18 protein-coding genes and 1 riboswitch are annotated in these 17,712 nt (G+C 53.4%); of the genes, 6 read left to right on the top strand and 12 right to left on the bottom strand.

What is annotated here, in order from left to right; translation table 11 throughout:
* From PYL13_RS20530 to iolG, 3 genes are all read right to left on the bottom strand, one after another.
* On the bottom strand, positions 1 to 1,107 hold the full coding sequence (locus tag PYL13_RS20530; protein ID WP_275642156.1) for an ABC transporter permease: 1,107 nt from the start codon (positions 1,105 to 1,107) through the stop codon (positions 1 to 3).
* Between the two features lie 53 nt (positions 1,108 to 1,160).
* On the bottom strand, positions 1,161 to 2,081 hold the full coding sequence (locus PYL13_RS20525) for a sugar ABC transporter substrate-binding protein (RefSeq protein ID WP_192489043.1): 921 nt from the start codon (positions 2,079 to 2,081) through the stop codon (positions 1,161 to 1,163).
* Positions 2,082 to 2,224: 143 nt separating this feature from the next.
* The gene (iolG, locus tag PYL13_RS20520) at positions 2,225 to 3,217 is read right to left on the bottom strand and encodes an inositol 2-dehydrogenase (protein ID WP_259147174.1); all 993 of its coding nucleotides are present in this window, start codon (positions 3,215 to 3,217) and stop codon (positions 2,225 to 2,227) included.
* A gap of 171 nt (positions 3,218 to 3,388) precedes the next feature.
* Here iolG and PYL13_RS20515 point away from each other — a divergent pair, with 171 nt between their 5' ends.
* Positions 3,389 to 4,411 carry a LacI family DNA-binding transcriptional regulator gene (locus PYL13_RS20515; RefSeq protein WP_250984988.1) on the top strand — a complete coding sequence of 341 codons (1,023 nt, stop codon included), beginning with the start codon at positions 3,389 to 3,391 and terminating at the stop codon, positions 4,409 to 4,411.
* Positions 4,412 to 4,601: 190 nt separating this feature from the next.
* A riboswitch (FMN riboswitch) is annotated at positions 4,602 to 4,748 on the top strand.
* A gap of 129 nt (positions 4,749 to 4,877) precedes the next feature.
* Positions 4,878 to 5,504: a 3,4-dihydroxy-2-butanone-4-phosphate synthase gene (gene ribB, locus PYL13_RS20510; RefSeq protein ID WP_250984989.1), complete on the top strand. Its 627-nt coding sequence runs from the start codon at positions 4,878 to 4,880 to the stop codon at positions 5,502 to 5,504.
* 73 nt (positions 5,505 to 5,577) lie between these two features.
* Here ribB and PYL13_RS20505 read toward each other — a convergent pair whose 3' ends face one another.
* The 3 genes from PYL13_RS20505 to PYL13_RS20495 form a co-directional block, all read right to left on the bottom strand.
* The gene (locus tag PYL13_RS20505) at positions 5,578 to 7,818 is read right to left on the bottom strand and encodes a methyl-accepting chemotaxis protein (protein WP_275642155.1); all 2,241 of its coding nucleotides are present in this window, start codon (positions 7,816 to 7,818) and stop codon (positions 5,578 to 5,580) included.
* A gap of 280 nt (positions 7,819 to 8,098) precedes the next feature.
* Complete coding sequence (locus PYL13_RS20500; protein WP_250984991.1) at positions 8,099 to 8,404, bottom strand: XRE family transcriptional regulator; 306 nt, start codon at positions 8,402 to 8,404, stop codon at positions 8,099 to 8,101.
* 78 nt (positions 8,405 to 8,482) lie between these two features.
* A complete protein-coding gene (locus PYL13_RS20495) occupies positions 8,483 to 9,121 on the bottom strand; it encodes a YitT family protein (protein ID WP_250984992.1) in 639 nt (212 codons plus the stop codon).
* A gap of 108 nt (positions 9,122 to 9,229) precedes the next feature.
* On the opposite strand from PYL13_RS20495, the gene PYL13_RS20490 reads away from it, so the two are divergent.
* Positions 9,230 to 9,364 carry a hypothetical protein gene (locus PYL13_RS20490; protein WP_259147181.1) on the top strand — a complete coding sequence of 45 codons (135 nt, stop codon included), beginning with the start codon at positions 9,230 to 9,232 and terminating at the stop codon, positions 9,362 to 9,364.
* A 5-nt stretch (positions 9,365 to 9,369) separates the two neighbouring features.
* Here PYL13_RS20490 and PYL13_RS20485 read toward each other — a convergent pair whose 3' ends face one another.
* A complete protein-coding gene (locus PYL13_RS20485; protein WP_250985122.1) occupies positions 9,370 to 10,041 on the bottom strand; it encodes a S24 family peptidase in 672 nt (223 codons plus the stop codon).
* A 115-nt stretch (positions 10,042 to 10,156) separates the two neighbouring features.
* Positions 10,157 to 10,807: a response regulator transcription factor gene (locus PYL13_RS20480; protein ID WP_192489035.1), complete on the bottom strand. Its 651-nt coding sequence runs from the start codon at positions 10,805 to 10,807 to the stop codon at positions 10,157 to 10,159.
* 252 nt (positions 10,808 to 11,059) lie between these two features.
* Here PYL13_RS20480 and PYL13_RS20475 point away from each other — a divergent pair, with 252 nt between their 5' ends.
* Positions 11,060 to 11,410: a DUF952 domain-containing protein gene (locus tag PYL13_RS20475; RefSeq protein ID WP_275642552.1), complete on the top strand. Its 351-nt coding sequence runs from the start codon at positions 11,060 to 11,062 to the stop codon at positions 11,408 to 11,410.
* Positions 11,407 to 12,498 carry a quinone-dependent dihydroorotate dehydrogenase gene (locus PYL13_RS20470; protein ID WP_275642154.1) on the top strand — a complete coding sequence of 364 codons (1,092 nt, stop codon included), beginning with the start codon at positions 11,407 to 11,409 and terminating at the stop codon, positions 12,496 to 12,498. The genes PYL13_RS20475 and PYL13_RS20470 overlap by 4 nt, the downstream gene beginning before the upstream one ends.
* Before the next feature lie 48 nt (positions 12,499 to 12,546).
* Here the strand turns inward: PYL13_RS20470 and PYL13_RS20465 are convergent, their stop codons facing one another.
* Complete coding sequence (locus tag PYL13_RS20465; RefSeq protein ID WP_275642153.1) at positions 12,547 to 13,041, bottom strand: CAP domain-containing protein; 495 nt, start codon at positions 13,039 to 13,041, stop codon at positions 12,547 to 12,549.
* Between the two features lies 1 nt (position 13,042).
* Complete coding sequence (locus PYL13_RS20460) at positions 13,043 to 13,309, bottom strand: DUF6460 domain-containing protein (RefSeq protein ID WP_192489032.1); 267 nt, start codon at positions 13,307 to 13,309, stop codon at positions 13,043 to 13,045.
* A gap of 144 nt (positions 13,310 to 13,453) precedes the next feature.
* Here PYL13_RS20460 and PYL13_RS20455 point away from each other — a divergent pair, with 144 nt between their 5' ends.
* Positions 13,454 to 14,395, top strand: a complete 942-nt coding sequence (locus PYL13_RS20455; RefSeq protein WP_275642152.1) for a methyltransferase domain-containing protein — start codon at positions 13,454 to 13,456, stop codon at positions 14,393 to 14,395.
* 21 nt (positions 14,396 to 14,416) lie between these two features.
* Here PYL13_RS20455 and PYL13_RS20450 read toward each other — a convergent pair whose 3' ends face one another.
* Positions 14,417 to 15,292 (bottom strand): transporter substrate-binding domain-containing protein, encoded by an 876-nt coding sequence (locus PYL13_RS20450; protein WP_441296680.1) that lies wholly within the window; start codon positions 15,290 to 15,292, stop codon positions 14,417 to 14,419.
* A gap of 208 nt (positions 15,293 to 15,500) precedes the next feature.
* Positions 15,501 to 17,261: an acyl-CoA dehydrogenase C-terminal domain-containing protein gene (locus PYL13_RS20445; RefSeq protein ID WP_275642151.1), complete on the bottom strand. Its 1,761-nt coding sequence runs from the start codon at positions 17,259 to 17,261 to the stop codon at positions 15,501 to 15,503.
* Between the last annotated feature and the right edge of the window lie 451 nt (positions 17,262 to 17,712).

The following is a 17,712-nucleotide window of genomic DNA, read 5'->3' as shown; positions in this document are numbered from 1 at the left end:
TCAACGCTCCCCGGTTACGCGTTTGCGGATTGCATTGTTGAAGATCACAGCCAGCAGCAGCATCGCGCCAAGGAAAATCTGGAACCAGTCCTGGTCGAATTTGGTGTAGGTGAGGCCAATGGTGACCATGCCGAAGATAATGGCGCCGAAGAATGCACCGACAGCCGAGCCATATCCGCCCGTCAACAAGCACCCGCCGATAACGGCCGTGATGATGGCTTCGAATTCCTTCATGAAGCCGCGCCGTGCATCGGTAGAACCAGCATCGATAACAGTGATGATAGCGACCAGAGCTGCAGCCATTGCTGTCAACATGAACAGAGAAAGTTTGACGCGACGGACTGGGACGCCCGAGTTCTGTGCGGCCACGGAGTCACCGCCTGTCGCGAAAATCCAGTTGCCAAAAGGCGTGCGCAGAAGGACGTAGGTTGCGATAATAGCAAAACCGATGAACCACAGGATTTCAACGGGCACACCCGGTACTTTGGGCGCGCCGGTGCGCAATGTGTCGATCAGCCCCTTGTCTGCCATCCACTGGAAGAACCAGCCGAATGCATCTCCGGAGAAGATTGGTGCAATGAAGTCGCCGCCGACTGCTTCACGGACACCACGCAGCTGTGTCGAACCCCCTGTGACGATTTTCAGTCCAACAAGTGATGCGCCGCGCAGGATGAAAAGACCAGCAAGCGTGACGATGAAAGAGGGTAGCTTGGTGCGAAGGACGATGAGTCCGTTTGCAATGCCAAGAGCACCGGCAAGGCCCATGGTCAGGGGAATGGCAACGATCAGCGGCAGGCCGATATTAACGGTGAAAGCACCGAACAACATCCCGGCAAAAGCGACCATCGAGCCGATGGAGAGGTCGAACTCACCGCCAATCATCAACATGGCAGCGGCGATGCCGAGAATACCCAATTGAGCTGCAGGGGTCATGAAATTCATGATGCCTGACAGCGTGAACATGGTGCTGTCGGCGGTAATCAGGAAAAAGATCGTGACGAGGACGACGCCTCCGATTGCTCCCAGTTCTGGTCTTTTCATGAGCCTGGTCACAAAGGACTCAGCTTTAATGCGTTCATCCACCATAGCAAGCGTCTCCGTCGTCATGCTGTTCCTCCGATAGAAAGCCGGGCCACACCAGTGCATGGCCCGGCTGGTGCTTAGCGGATGCCCTTTGCGGAAAGCTCGATGACCTTTGCGGCCGAGTCTTTCATCACAAGGTTCGGGCCGGATGGTACGTCACCGCCCGGGATCAGGCCGTATTCGGCATGAAGCGCCAAGAAGGAAACAGGTAGATAACCCTGAAGGAACTGCTGCTGATCGATGGCGAAGGTTGCCTTGCCGTCGACAATGTCCTGCAGGAAGCCAGACGACAGGTCGAAGGTAGCGATCATGACTTTGTCGCGGCCGATTGCCTGCGCTGCCTGCACTGTGGGTTCACCGACCAGCGAGGCGTTCAAAGACAGAACCGTGTCAACGTCGGCGTCGGATTCGAGAGCGGCGCGAACCTTGGCCTGCACTTCTGCTGGGTCGTTACCGGTTGGGATAACGGTGACTTGCCCGAAGCCTTCAGCAAAGCCTTTGCAACGCAGGTCGAGGGACACGTTGCCGACTTCCTGGTTGATGCAGATGCCTTTCTTGCCGCCCAGTTCAGCGAGCTTGGCACCAGCTGCCTTGCCAGCGTCGAATTCAGACTGGCCAACGTGAAGGAGGGCGCCAAGCTCGTGAGCGACATCGGAACCAGAGTTCATGGAAATGACCGGAATACCGGCTTCCACAGCGCGCTTGATGGATGGGCCAAGTGCATCGGCGTCAGGGATGGAAACGACAAGGCCATCTGGCTTCTGGTTAACTGCCGCATCAATCATCTGGCTCATCTGAACCATGTCGAAGGTTTCAGGCGAACGGAATTCTACGGTCGCGCCTGTGTCCTTGCCGGCTTTTTCCACGCCGTTTTTGACGACCGACCAGAACGGGTCGTTCGCCTGTCCATGTGCAACAACAATAATGCTGGCGGACAAGGCCGGACCAGCCATAGCAATGATTGCGGCTGTTGATACCGCGGCAAATAACTTCTTCATGATATCCTCCCGTTAAGTTTCGCAAGGCGCCCCGTCTGACGCCTTTGCCTCCCGGCCCTCCAAGCCGGATTTCGAGACCGGGTGCGCGTTCTCCCTACGCACTCCGGCCAAAAACTCATGCATCATGACGAGTGGTCAGATGCCTACAGTGTCAGTTCAACCGAACGACCTGTTTGCGCCGATTGCGTTGCCGCTTCAGCAAGTGCCAGCGCCTGAACGCCATCTTTCAGTGTGACTGGGATCGCCGCACCATCAAGGACTGCAGCGACAAATGCATTCCATTCCGCAACATAGGCACGCATGTATCTTTCAAGGAAGAAGTGCTCTGGCTTCGCGCTCGTCACGCCGGCCTTGGTGGCCTTGGAAACTGTGTTTTCCAGAATGTTGGCGGCCGAAAGCAGGCCTTCTGAACCGAGCAGTTCCAATCGCTGGTCATAACCATAAATGGCACGGCGGCTGTTCTTGATCACTGCGATGCGGCCGTTTGCGTAGGTCAAAGTCACCACCGCAGTGTCGACGTCACCAGCCTTGCCGATCTCAGGATCGACAATCGATGTGCCAACAGCATGCACGGTCTTGGGTGCGTCGCCCATAATGAAGTTAGCCATGTCGAAGTCATGGATCATCATGTCGCGGAACAGGCCGCCGGAAACCTTCACATAGCTGACAGGTGGCGGCGCCGGGTCAAATGATGTGATCGACAGCAGTTCCGGTTTTCCGATTTCACCGGCGTTGACCGCAGCTTTTACAGCCGCAAAATTTGGATCGAAACGGCGATTGAAACCGATCATCACCGGCAGGCCCGAGGATTCGGTTTTCGCCAAGCAGGCTTTCGCACGCTCGAGCGACAGATCCACCGGCTTTTCGCACAGCACAGCCTTTCCGGCTGCTGTCGCTTTCTCGATAAGATCAGAGTGGGTATCGGTCGAAGTTGCGATAAGGACTGCATTAATGGCTCTGTCGGCCAGGATATCCTCAATCGAACGTGCCTGCGCACCATAATGTCCGGCTAACTCATCTGCGGCCGCTGTATTAACGTCCGCAACAGCGACCAGCTCGCTTCTGGTGTTTGCGGCAATATTGACCGCGTGAACCCGACCGATGCGGCCAGCGCCGAGCAATGCAACTTTAAGCACTCTATTCCTCCCGAATTGGAAGCCCTCCTGCTCCCGTGAGCAAGACCTAGCACTCATTTGCTCCCGTGAGCAACAGCAATTTGCTCCCGTGAGCAAAATAAATGGAAGCGTGTGCAAAAAGGAGCTATCAATGAAGCGCGATACACGACATAAGGTTAGGAGGAGACGATTATGCCGCAAGAGAAGAAACCTCTATTCGCCGCGAACGTTACCGCGGATGACGTAGCGGTTGAGGCTGGCGTATCGCGGTGGACGGTCAACCGTGCGTTTCGCAAAGACGCCTCTATTTCCCCGAAAAGCCTGGCAAAAGTCATGTCTGCGGCGGAACGACTTGGTTATGTTCCCGATCTCCGGGCAGCGAGTCTCTCCTCTGATCGGACCAATCTTGTTGCTTTGCTCATTGACGATTTCGCCAATCCTCATAAGCTGGTGATGATGGAGCGATTGACGCGGATCCTGCGTCGTGAGGGATGGGACATTCTCCTCGTCAACACCCTCAACAAAGACGATGCTGGACATGCTTTGCTCAATGCCAGCCAGCGGCGGGTTGATGCGGTTATCCTGATTGGTATTCAGTTTGATGACGAGGTTCTGGAAACCGCCCTGCACGCCCGGCGGTTTCGTAAGCTGATCATTTTTGCCAGAACATCTCGTAACCCGAATACAATTTCTATTGCCGTCGATGACGTGCATGCAACGACTGAAATTGCCAATTACGTCCGTGATCGCGGTTATAAACGTCCGATGTTTCTGGCCGGACCACGCACCTATTCCGCACATTTGTTGCGCAAGGAAACCTTCGTTGACCGCTGGCGGGATTATTTTGGCGTTGAACCGGAAACAGCAAGCGTGCCCGCCTATGATCCTGAACTGGCAGCTGACGTCATCATGAAGGCGTTCACTGGACGTGATTTGGCCAATCTGCCTGATATCATCGTTTGCGAAAACGACGCTCTGGCGCTCGGTGCTGTTGATGTCATCCGCCATAAACTTGGTCTGCGGGTGCCGGAGGACATCGCTGTGGCCGGTTTTGATGATGTGCCACAGGCAGATAGCCCGAATTATCGTTTGACGACCTATCGCCAACCACTGACCGATATGGTCGAATATCTCGTTGAGGTGCTTGGCAGTTCCGAAGACAAGGATTTTGACAGGCTGTTTTTGGGCAAGCTGATTCCCAGAGAGAGCGCCTGAACGTAAGATGCGCGGTGCCTGACATGTAACTGCCATTAGAAATCGGCAGATTGCATACATGATTTGCTACGCTAGCTGCAAAGCTTAGACATCTTTTTCATTCAACACAGTGTTCAGCGTATCGATCATCTAAATATCGATTTTTAAATCAACACGCCTTGCATTTCGCCAGCCTATGCACTTATCTTCAGCCTGTTCTCAGGGCGGGGTGCAATTCCCCACCGGCGGTATCGGGAGTAATCCCGGAGCCCGCGAGCGCTTCCGGTTCCGCCGGAAGGTCAGCAGATCCGGTGAGATGCCGGAGCCGACGGTATAGTCCGGATAGAAGAGAGCAGGTCACGACAGCCATCCTTCGGGGTGGTTGGGCAGTGTTTGTTCGCCCAAGGGAAGTTTTGCCGAAGTGCCCCCAAGCACGGTTGGCGCAACATAAGCCGGACTTCTGGCTCAACCCTTGAAAGACTATGAAATGACTATCTCTAAAATTGAAGATGCTATCTCGGCCATTGCTCGCGGTGAAATGGTGATCGTTGTTGACGATCAGGACCGCGAAAATGAAGGTGATATCGTTTTTGCATCGCAGGATGCGACTGCTGAAAAGATCGCCTTCATGATGAACAAGGCCCGTGGCTTGATTTGCGTGTCTATGGAAGGTTCACGGCTTGATGAACTCGACATTCCATTGATGGTGCCAAACAATACAGAGTCTCTGAAAACAGCATTCACAGTGTCTGTCGACTATTTGCCCGGCACGACCACCGGAATTTCTGCAGCGGACCGCGCAGCGACCGTAAAGGCTTTGCTTGATCCTTCGGCAAAGCCGGATGAGTTTGCGCGTCCGGGCCATATTTTCCCACTGCGTGCCAATCCGAATGGTGTTTTGGGTCGTCCTGGGCACACCGAGGCTGCCGTTGATCTTTGCAGACTTGCCGGCAAGTCGCCTTCGGGCGTCATCTGCGAGATTGCCAATGATGACGGTACCATGGCGCGTCTGCCGCAGCTCGAGATCTTTGCGGAGCAGCACAATATCCTGCTCGTTACGATCGAAGATCTGATTGCCTACATGCAGAACACCGTGACGGAAGTCGCAGCCTGATGAGGCGATAAAATTAAACCGCTCCGTTTTCGCGGAGCGGTTTAGATGACATCAGATGGTATGGAGCGGAGCGTTACGCCGCATAGCGACGATACGAGCCGTTTTGCTGGGGGTTACCCTCCTGCATTCTGAACTGCGCAAGAAGGTCGGAAAGACGACCACTTTCTTCGGCGAGATTTGCGCCAGCGGCATTCATCTCCTCAACCATTGCGGCGTTTTGCTGTGTGACTTGATCCATGTGATTGACGGAAGTGTTGATCTCCGCCAAGCCTGAAGCCTGCTCGCGGGCCGCTGTCGCAATGGCGTCCATGTGTTCATTGATAGCGGTCACAAGCTGGGCAATTTCGGTCAACCCGCTCCCGGTATCATTCACCAATGTAACGCCCTGATTGACGGCAGCTTCGGAGTTACCGATCAGCGCTTTGATTTCTTTGGCCGCATTGGCAGAGCGCTGTGCCAGTTCGCGAACTTCCTGTGCAACCACCGCAAAGCCCTTGCCTGCTTCGCCGGCACGCGCAGCTTCAACACCGGCATTCAACGCCAGAAGGTTGGTTTGGAAAGCGATCTCATCAATGACACCGATGATATTGCTGATCTGCCCGGAGGCCATCTCTATCTTCTGCATGGCTTCGACTGCGCTAGATACAACAGTGCTTGAAGCAACTGCTCGCTGGCTTGCGTGACGTACCATCTCACGGGCTTCACCCGCACGCTCGGAGGTCTGCTTAACGTTGGTTGTGACCTCTTCAAGCGCGGCTGCGGTTTCTTCAAGCGATGCCGCCTGTTGTTCTGTCCGCTTGGAAAGCTGGTCCGACGCAGTCGAGATTTCGCCACTGCCATTGCTGACGCTCTGCGCGGTCTGGTTGACCTGCTCCAGCGTAATGCGAAGCTGATGGACGGATCTGTTGAAATCTTCACGCAGAGCTTCGAATTGCTCGCTGAATTTCTCATTGATCTCACAAAGCATGTCGCCGGAGGCAAGGCGCTTCAGACCATTTGCAAGGCCGGATGTTGCCTTTGTGAGACGCTCTTCTGCTTCCTGTTCAGCACGCTCCTGAATTGAGATGCGTTCGGCCTCAGACGCACGACGGTTTTCGTCTGCCTGTCTCTCGAGTGCCTTGTTGTGCAGGGCCGCCTCTTTGAAGACTTCGACTGCGCGTGCCATTTCGCCGATTTCATCCCTGCGTTTGGAACCCGAAACCGTGACAGACAGATCGCCACCGGCCAGCTTGCGCATGATGGCCGTCAGCTCAGCGATCGGATTGGTGATACGGAAGATGATTGTTAGAATGCCGACCAGTGACAGGGCCGTTATCAAGAGCGTGGCGATGGAGTACGCGATGATTGATCTTGTGGCCGATGTTGCATTGGCAGCGGTGAAGGCGGTCATCTCGACCAGCGCTGCGGATGCGATATCGGCAAGCGATGCCTGTGCCGGTGCTGCATCTTTGCGCCAATCATCGACATTGATGTCGACGGCTACACCATCCTTGGAGGCTGCGAGGGCTTTGGCTTTTTGCGCCGCGTAAGGGCCGCCGAAGTATGAATTTTGCGCAACGTCGAACAGCTTTTTGAGCTGTTCAGGTGCGGTTGGGCTGGCGACGATCTGGGCAATGACGTCGCGTGCAAAGTCAACCTTGGCATCCTGTACGGAGATTTCCGCGAGCTTTGCAGCGCTCAGAGGTTCTTTGGCAATCAATCCACCGACCAGCGTCGAATTCGCCGCGCCACCGTTTGTGCGAGCCTGCCATCCAAGCGAGCGCAACTGCGTGAACATGATCATGCCGGGCTCCCGACCGTTGATTGTCGCTTCTACCCGGTTGGCGGCCTTTTCCAGGTCCGACAACATGCCGTCAGCAAAAGTCAGCACTTGTTTGCCCAATGCTGGATCACGGCTTGCGACAGCCTGCTTCAGCGCATTGTCGATGTCCGCGCGCTGGGACGTCCATTTGGCATAAGCATCCAGCACCGGCGTGGTGGCGCTTTGAATTTCGCCGGAGCCGATATTGTCGACCAATGTGCGAATTGTGCTGAAGGCACCATCGACCTGCTTGCGGCCTGTCTCGAGATTGACGAGGCTTGACTGCATGGCAGAAGTTTCGAGTTTGATTGCCGAGGATATGGCGCCACGTTCGCCTCGAAGGCCAAGCAGGCCATCAAACAAGCTGGCGTCCAATTGTGCCAGTTCTGAAAGTCGGGAGGAATTATCGTATGTTTTAATTTCCTGGACAAGCATTTTGCTCATCAAACCAATAACAGCGAGGCTTAAGCCGACAAAGGCAAGCACAAGAGTGTGTTTTATTGAAATTTTCATGCGATTCCCCCGAGATATGAGGTCGTATTCGGGTTTTCACGTTCCACACGACAGCAATACGAGCTGTGACAGGAGGTGACAATGTCGCCGAATACTCCCTGAATATCAGGCTTTTCGCATGACAACGCTAAAAATTGAATTAATTACAATCTACAACTTATTATCGGTGTGCATGTATAAATTTCATCTTGCTTGAATTCATTGCACGTCCGGGGGAATTATTGATACCTGCTTGGAAGAGATTGTTATAGGATTTAAATCTCTGCCTTCAGGTTGTTTTTTAGATGACGTTGTCATCTGCAGCACTTCCACCCTCACCTTCCCAACCAACGATTTCTTGTCTTTCCTCGCGGTCAAACTTTAGGCGAACGCCAGCGCCATTACCTTCCTCAGGCAGAAAGACAGCGCCGAGTTCCTCAAGCGCGGATTTCAAGGCGCTCAGAACGCTCTGGGGAGGTGTTTCGATGCCGCTTTCAAACCGTCTCAACAGGTTCAGTGGAACGCCAGATGTCTCGCTGAGCAAGGCTTGATCGGCCTTAACTAGGGCACGTGCTGCGTGACAGAGTTCAGGGGTCAGAATGGGCATTTTGCTTTCCCTTTCAGTGTCAAAAGGTCAATGCAAAGCAGTATAATCTCGTTTAGCCTGAAAAGGAAAGAATGAGCATCACCGCACCACGATGTAACGATCGGCGCGGTGATTGATGGCAAGGAAGATGTTCAGCACGACCGCACCAAGGATGGAATAGGTAACGGTGATTGGATCGATCACAGTGAAGGCGCACAGCATGACAACCGCATCGAATGCCAATTGTATCAGGCCCGCGCGAATGCCGAAGCGGTCCTGGATATATATTGCCAGAATGCCGATGCCCCCGAGACTTGCCCTGTGTCGGTAAAGTGCCAACAGGCCGTAACCCAAAAGCAGGCCGCCAAGCAGCGCCGCCCATATGGGGTTGATGCTTTCAATCACCAGCATCCGGGATTCCAGTTCGGTAATCACCGATACCAGCGCAATGGCAATGAATGTTTTCAGAGAAAAAGCCGCACCCAGACGTTTGAACGACAGGTAGTAGAATGGCAGGTTGACGACAAAAAATAGCAGGCCGAAGCTTATGCCCCATGCATAGTGCATGAGGAAGGCGACGCCTGCGGTGCCGCCGGTCAATAGGCCGACTTTATTCATGAAATAAAAGCCCAAAGCGGAGATCATGCTGCCGGTAAATATGCCCTGTATGTCTTCGGCCGCAGAGTGATGCGACGGATCTGATTTCCACATACCATAGACGCTTTTGGACTTTACCATTCCCCATCCTTTCGGGCTAATGCATGCTATTTTGCATTGCGCCCTAGGGTTCATCAAGCAGGGTAAGTAAGCAAAGCTGACCTATCATGAAAAATGCAAGAAAACATTATGTCACAGGGCTTTGCGCGAAATAAACAGAATGTTGCAGACGGCTTTTTTAATATCCGTGAGAACGGCAAAAATGAAAAACGGCGACGCGTTGTGTTGCTTGCAGGAGCAAGCAGCAAATCGGCGCGTTTTTGAACACCTTATTGGCTTGCCCAAATGATACGGGCGATCCACTCAACTTCGCTGATGTCAAATGTTCGGTTGGGGTGTGCCGGGTTCAAGGACAGCAATTCAATAGAGCGCGGGCTTTGACGGGCGAGAAGTTTTGCCATGACTTCGCCGTCACGGCTTTTGACCACCACACGGTCACCACGTCTGACTTGGGCGCCGGGTTCGACAATTAGAATATCGCCATCTCTGTAGAGCGGCATCATGCTTTCGCCCTGTACTTCCAGAGCGTACACACCTGCCTTGTCGGCCGGAGAGGTTGGAAACTCAACAACGTCCCAGCCCTGACCAGCAGGAAAGCCACCATCGTCAAAAAAGCCGCCGGATCCAGCCTGCGCAAAGCCTAGCAAGGGTATTGCCCTAAGTTCAGCTTGTGAAAATGCGGTGTTTTGAAATGCAGCGTTTGTATCACTGTTGGTTATGACAATGCCAAAAAAGTCGTCGACACTTGCGCCGGTCGCTTCCAGCACCTTGGATACTGACTCTGTCGATGGCCAGCGCTGACGACCATCAGGGCCCAGCCGTTTGGATTTGTTAAATGACGTAGGATCAAGCCCTGCCCGCCGCGCAAGTCCGGAAGGGGTCAACTGATTGCGTTCAGCAAGGTTGTCGATAGCGCTCCAGATCGCATCGTGTGAAAGCATTGGCGTATGGACCCATGAGTGGGGTTGTTACGTGAGTCACCCCTATTGTCATCTGCCCCATGTTAGACATTGGTACGATAAAGTAAAGTGAAGAAGGAATAAAATCCTTTCCTCCCTATGCCACCATGGCTGAGCTGTTTATTTTCGACAGCTGTATGACCGCCTGAGTACGGCTATCCACCTTGAGTTTGAGCAGGATTGCCGAGACATGCGCCTTTATGGTCGCTTCAGACACCCCCAGAGCATAAGCGATCTGTTTGTTAAGCAGTCCTTCGCCAAGCATGCCGAGAACGCGGCTCTGTTGTGGGGTCAATGTGCGTAGTCTGTTGATGAGGTCTGCAATGTCAGGATCGTGTTCGCGTCCGTCCTGATAGCCGTTCGGTGTTGAAATTCCCCCGTTCAAAACCGTCTGAATGCTTTTGCGCAACTCATCAATGCCGGCAGATTTCGAAATGAAACCAGATGCGCCCAGTTCAATAGCGCGGCGGACTGTTGTCGTGTCGTCGGTGGCAGACACGATGACAATCGGCAGGCTTGAGAACTCGGCGCGCAATGCCATCAGACCTGAAAAGCCGCTGACCCCCGGCATGGCGAGATCGAGCAGCAAAAGGTCAGCATCTTTCTGCTCCTGCGCTGCGGCATGTGCCGTTTCGAAATCCCCGGCCTCCACAATGGTCTGGTCTGCATCAATGCCGTTGACGGCTTGTTTCAACGCACCTCGAAATAACGGGTGATCGTCCGCGATGATGATCGTGAGTTGTGTCATGGGAAGCCCCCTCCCAAGGGCACGGGCACACTTTCGCTTGCCCTATAACGGGAAAGTTTAATCTTGCCCGCCAGTAGATACAACTGATTGCTGACTCTATGGCGCATGATGTTGCTGTATGGCGCGTTTGAAAAGCGTGTCTTTGGCTATTTCCAAAGGAAATCGGTAAAACTTGTCGATGAAAGATGGACAAGGGCATCCCTTTGGGGCAAATCGGCTGGCATCATTGACCCCACACAGAGATTTACTGGCATGGTGGCTTCCGTCATATACAAGATTGTGCCGCAAGCACTCTGGCAGCCTGCCCGCCAGAAAGGTGTTTTTGACGGAGCGTCGATCGACCTTGAGGATGGATTCATTCATTTCTCGACGGCTGCCCAGGCTTTGGAAACAGCGGCACGGCACTTTTCCGGTCAAAACGATCTGCTGCTTATTGCAGTAGAGGCGGCGAAACTGGGTGAGGCTCTCGTCTTTGAACCGTCAAGGGGCGGCGATCTGTTTCCGCATCTCTACGCTGCTTTACCGCTTGATGCTGTCTTGTGGGAAAAACCTCTGCCACTTGGTGCAGATGGTCTTCATGTTTTTCCGGAGCTATCAGAATGAACGATTTTCTGTCGTCGATTGGCCGTCGCGGTCTGTTTATGCTTGATCCTGAAACAGCGCATGGTTTGTCGATCAAGGCGCTGAAAAGCGGTCTCGTGCCAAGCTGCGCGCCTGCGGCAGATCCCCGTCTGGTTCAGACAGTTGCCGGAATTCGATTTTCCAATCCGCTGGGCATGGCTGCCGGTTACGACAAGAATGCTGAAGTGCCAAATGCGCTGTTGAAGCTGGGTTTTGGTTTCACTGAAGTTGGAACTCTGACGCCGAAACCACAGGACGGTAACCCGAAACCACGCATTTTCAGATTGACGCAGGATAATGCCGTCATCAATCGCTTGGGTTTCAACAATGAGGGCCATGAAGTGGCATTTGAACGCCTGTCAGCGGGGCGGTTGAATGGCATCGTCGGCGTTAACATTGGCGCCAACAAGGACAGTGCAGACCGGGTTGCCGATTATGTTGCCGGTATCGACAAGTTCTATTCGGTTGCCTCTTATTTCACAGCCAATATCTCTTCCCCAAACACCCCTGGTTTGCGCGACTTGCAGGCACGGGAAAGCCTTGCCGTTCTTCTGTCGGCCGTGCTGAGCAAGCGAGATGCACTGGCGGCAGCTAGTGGTAAACGTATTCCGGTTTTTCTGAAGATCGCGCCCGATTTGACGGAGGAAGGGTTGGATGACATTGCGGCCGAAGCGCTGGAACACGACCTCGACGGTTTGATCGTGTCCAACACCACGCTATCTCGGGCAGGTTTGAAGGCTGGCCCCCATAATGGCGAAGCTGGCGGCCTGTCTGGTACACCATTGTTCGAGCGTTCGACCGCCGTGCTGGCCAAGGTTAGACAGCGCGTTGGCAAGTCCCTGCCGATTATTGGTGCAGGCGGTATTTCCTCTGCTGAGACAGCCATTGAGAAAGTCCGCGCTGGCGCTGACCTGCTGCAGCTTTATTCGTGCATGGTCTATGAAGGTCCAACGCTGCCGTCACGGATTATCCGTGGTCTCTCGAACCTGATGGATCGAGAAAAGGTCTCGTCGATAACGGAGTTGCGCGACAGCGCAGTGGATAAATGGGCCAGCAAACAGCTCGATTGAGCCATTTGCTGATTTTGCAGGTGGTTTGAATTTGTCTCTATTGGGCGGTTAGCTTGAAAGCACCATCGCCCAATAAGGCCGATTTCCTGAAGACGCATCCCGTGCCACGGCAACGCCAAGACCATGATAATTGCCCAGCATGTTTTCCAGATGCTTTGGAGAATCAATCCAGGCCTGAACCGCTCTCTGCACCTCTGCCTGGCCGCTGGCAATATTTTCCGCAGCAGGAAGTGGCACAGAGTGGCTTTTCATACGGCTGAGGAAGCTGTCGCCCAAACCGATGAGATGGGACATCTTGTCGGCTTTTGCCATGCGAACCGCCTGGCTTGCAGCCGCCTGTCGCGCACTTGTGTTGGCGCTTAAGGGCGAAAGTCCGCGCCCTTCACGAAGCTTGTTAACCATCGCCAATGCGGCGCCGGTTTCATCCGAGGTATTACCCGAGAGCTTTGGTGCGCGTGATGATACGCAGGCCGACAGCAAGACAGTTGCTGAGACTGCAAGAATGTTTCTGCGCGAGATTTTTGGTATGTTTTGCAAGGTCATATCAACGGCGGTAGTTGAAAATTCGCAGGATGATGAAAATAGGAATGACGATGGTCGCTCCCAGTATCAGGTAATCGCCAATTTTCCCGAGTGCGGCAAAACCACTGTGCCAGATATCGAGAATGAAATTGCGGATGCTGTAGACGAGATCCCATGGGTCGACGCCAAAGATCGCCATCAAAAAACCGACGATCAATGATACGACCACCAGCTTCAGTACGGTGCGAGCGGGACTATCCCCGAGGAACCTGTTCACATCACCAGCCATTGTGTTCTCCTTTTGGGACAGAGATATGAAAGGCAACGCCTGCCTGCAACCCTATTTCTATATGTATGAGCGCTGCGTGAATGAAATAAGACTTGAGTTTTTTTATGACTGCTGCAATTAGCGCCATCGCTTCAGGATATTGCTATGGCCTCAACCCAATTTTCTTCCGGTGACGTAATCGTAGACCGCCGGGCGGATTATGCCCGAATGCTTGCTGAAAGCGGCGATCACCTCGCCGCGACCGAACTTATGGCGCAAGCCTTGGAACTGGCCCCCAACTGGCCGGCGGGATGGTTTAAACTGGGGGAATATCAAGAGAAATCCGGAGATAAGGGAGGCGCAATATCTGCCTACGAAAGGGTGGTATCCCTGGACCCAGAGGGGATATTTGCAGCCAGCCTGAAGCTCGCTGTTCTTGGGGCCGCGGAGGTGCCCGATCAACCCCCCAGCCGTTATGTCGAGGAATTATTCGATGAATATGCCGTACGGTTTGAAACGGCACTGGTTGAAAAACTCGAATATTCCGTTCCGGCCAAACTTACGGCCCTGATCGAAAAAAACATCCCCACCCCTTCGTTTCGCTGTGTTGTTGATATTGGGTGTGGAACTGGCCTGCTGGGTGTTGAAATCAAATCCATGGCAGGCAGGCTTGAAGGCTTTGATATCTCTGCCAACATGCTGTCCAAGGCAGAAGAAAAAGAGATATATGACTATCTCGGACAGGCCGATCTGGCGTTGGGGCCAGAAGAATCCGCCTTATTTAGTGAAAGTTTTGTCCAACATCGTGCTGATCTTGTCGCTGCGGCCGACGTGTTGATGTATCTCGGAAGCCTAGCGACGGTATTTGACCTGACCGAAAGCCTGTTGATGCCACAAGGCATATTCGCTTTTTCCGTTGAGGATGCTGGCGATGAAACTGGCTTCACGCTTCGCCCTTCGCTGCGATACGCTCATTCCTTCGATTATGTCTGTGATCTCTTGGCGAAAAAAGGTTTCGACCTGTTGGAGAGCGTGCGGACCACCATCCGAATGGATGCAGGTAAACCTATCACGGGTATCCTGTTCATTGCACGTAAGGCCGATTGAAAGAGCTTGAAGCGTGATGCCTCAGTAAAGGCCACGCGGAAAATAGCGGCGATAGATCTCGTCCAGCTTACCATTGCGTGACAAGGTCGCCAGCGCCTGATCAAAAGCCGGGATGAGGACATTTTCGGGATCATTCGCCATAATCGTCAGACCTTCACCCAGGAATTTGTCGGACATATAGGGCCCGTCAAACAGCTCACAACAATCCGCTGACGCTGCGCCAGATACCCAGAATGGCAAACGCAATCCATCGGCAAAAATGGTATCTACAGCACCGGTTTTGACAGCCTCGAACAGCTCGTCGTAATTTTTATATTCGGTGCTGGTAATGTCAGGGAAAAAGGCTTTCAGCATTGCCTGCTGGCGAGAGTCAGCGACAACACCGACCTTGCGTTTGGCCAGTGCAGTTGCTGCACTACCTTGCAACTTGGCATTCTTGTTGGCGACAAAACGCGCTGGCAGCATCATATAGGGACGGGAAAACGAAAAACGCTGGCGCAGCGAACCGGTGACCGCCATGCCAGAAACGACCGCATCCCCCTCACCCATCTCCACGGCCGCTTCCAGCTCATCAAACGGCAGGGCCTGCATCTGGCACTTTGCGTCCATTTTCAGCTGCGCACAGACTTCGCGCACCAGATCGACGTTAAAGCCGGTCAGGCGGCCATTCTGGTCGGTGAAATTAAACGGCGGAAAATCAACCGACATCAGGAAACGAATGCTGCTTATGTCAGCGATATTGGCGCTAGGAAGACGCTCGCGTGTATCAAACAAGACCGGAAGCATGCCATCGGTATTCTTCTCAGCGCTTTCTGCCGGCGCACTGAACAGAATGCCCAGCGTTGCTAGAAATATCGAAACGCTCGGTAACTTCAGCGATGCAAGCTGGCGGGGCATGGGCATGATCCATCTTGGATGTAGGAGGCATCAGTTCGGTGGCAGTGTAACAGAATGCTACATACTGAATATACACCCGAACGGTCACTATCCATGTCTAAAAATTGTCAGCTGTTTTTTGCAGCGATAGGTGATGATAACCGAAGTGAGCCAGAAAAGCTGGCCCACCTGAATTTTGGTGCCGATCTGATCAGATGCCTGCTGTTTGTTAAAACAGCTCCGCATCAAGCGCCATGATTGAAACCGCGCCGTTCTCAATGGCTTTGGCCAAAGCCTCGGTTTGTGGCAGCATGCGATGGGCAAAAAAATCTGCAAGCACAGTTTTTCGACGTTCGAAAGCGTTTGTTTTGCCGGCCGCTTCTTTCGCCATTTTTGCCCACATCCAGCCGAAGCACACAAGGGCAAACATCCTCTGATAATCGGTTGCCGCAGCGCCGGTAAAGGCGGCGTCACTCTGACGCGAAAGCAGGGTTTCGGTAATGGCTTCCAACTGCTTTAACGCGGCAAGAGAACTTTCAGCGATTGTTTTCGCTGCGTCTGTCTTGGCAGCACTTTGCATGTCCTGGCGCATCGTTTCGAACAGACCTCGCACCACTCCACCGTTCTCAAGTGGTAACTTGCGGCTTACGAGATCAAGGGCCTGTACGCCATTGGTACCCTCATAAATCTGGGTAATTCTGGCATCTCTGACAAACTGCTCCATACCCCATTCGCGGATGTAACCGTGCCCGCCAAATACCTGCTGGGCCAGCACTGCAGTTTCGAAGCCGAAGTCGGTGAAAGACGCTTTCACGACAGGTGTCAAAAGTGCCACTAGATTGCCGGCCTCATGCCTTGTCTTTTCATCCGAATGCCGGTCTGCGATGTCCATTTGCAAGGCTGTCCATACCGCCAGAGCGCGCGCGGCTTCGATAAAACTGCGTCCGGTCAACAGCATCTTGCGTACGTCGGGGTGTTCGATAATGGACACTGGACTGCGCGCGCCATCTGCTGAGCGGCCTTGTAAACGCTGACGTGCATAATCGCTCGCTTTTTGAACGGCCGCTTCGGCAATGCCCAACCCTTGAATGCCGACCATAAGTCGCTCGGCGTTCATCATCGTGAACATGGCATTCAGTCCACGACCGGCCTCCCCAACAAGCCAGGCTGTCGCTCCGTCATAATTCATGACGCAGGTTGGTTGGGCGTGGATACCCATCTTGTGTTCCAGCGAGCCAACGGACATTGTGTTGCGATCACCGAGGCTACCATCAGCGTTGACAAGGAATTTCGGTGCCAGAAACAGGCTTATGCCTTTCACGCCCTTCGGTGCATCTGGCAAACGTGCCAATACCAGGTGGATGATATTGCCGCCGAAGTCGTGGTCGCCTGAGGAAATGAATATTTTGGTGCCTTTGAGCTTGTAGCTGCCGTCACCAACCGGTTCGGCGCGTGTGCTCAGCAGACCAAGGTCTGTGCCGGCCGACGCCTCGGTTAGAGCCATTGCGCCTGTCCATTCACCTGAGGTCATTTTGGATAGGTATGTCTGTTTCAAGGTGTCGTCAGCATGGTGGGCAATTGCTTCAGCGGCGCCCCGGGTCAGGCCTGGGAAAAGCCCAAATGACAGATTGGCCGAAGCCATCATTTCATCCAGCAACAGTTGCAGTACTCGAGGAAGCCCCTGGCCGCCAAACTCCGGATCACCAGATAGCCCGCCCCAACCCGCTTCGACGAATGTCTTGTAGGCGTCCGCCATTCCTTTTGGTGTGCGGACCACGCCGTTTTCCAGAGTGGAACCTTCCTCATCACCGGCTCGATTTATCGGTTCCAGCACACCCGTTGCAAACTTACCGGCCTCTTCCATGACGGTAACCGCAAGTTCTGCATTGACCTCCTCAAATCCCCGCAGGTCTTGCATAACACCATCGAAGTTGAAAATTCTCTCCAGCAGAAACCCGATATCATCGACCGGTGCGGTATATGGCGCCATTTCAGATTTCCTCCACCCTTGGAATGCCGCGTCCTAACAGGGATGATGGCACACCACCTGTTTGACCCTCAATGTACCAAACGACTGTTACACTTTTCAAGGACGAAAATTTCACAAATCTATACCGGTTTCTCGATTGGAGGGACGACGGTTATGTGGCTCTTTGAATGGCGTCTCCATTACTGAGTCAGGCAATATGTGCGGAAACAGGGTTCTGCTGACGTGTAAGTATAATGCATTCTTGTTGCCGCTGACCCCTGCCAGGGGCGGCAATGATTCGCGGTTTTTGATGAATGAACTGTCTGAATTTGTCAGTCTGATGATGAAATGGCTAACGGCTGGAGGTTTTGCCCTCAAAAGGCGGGTATCTGCAGGTTCCTATGTTTTCAAGATAAAGTCACTCAAGGGTGACATGAGTAATTAATTGAATTATATATAGAAAGATGATTTT

Origin of the sequence: Agrobacterium sp. Azo12 (assembly GCF_029193765.2) — a bacterium.
GTDB lineage: Bacteria > Pseudomonadota > Alphaproteobacteria > Rhizobiales > Rhizobiaceae > Agrobacterium.
Note: the sequence above shows the minus strand (reverse complement) of the source record. Positions and strands in the feature narration are given on the sequence as shown.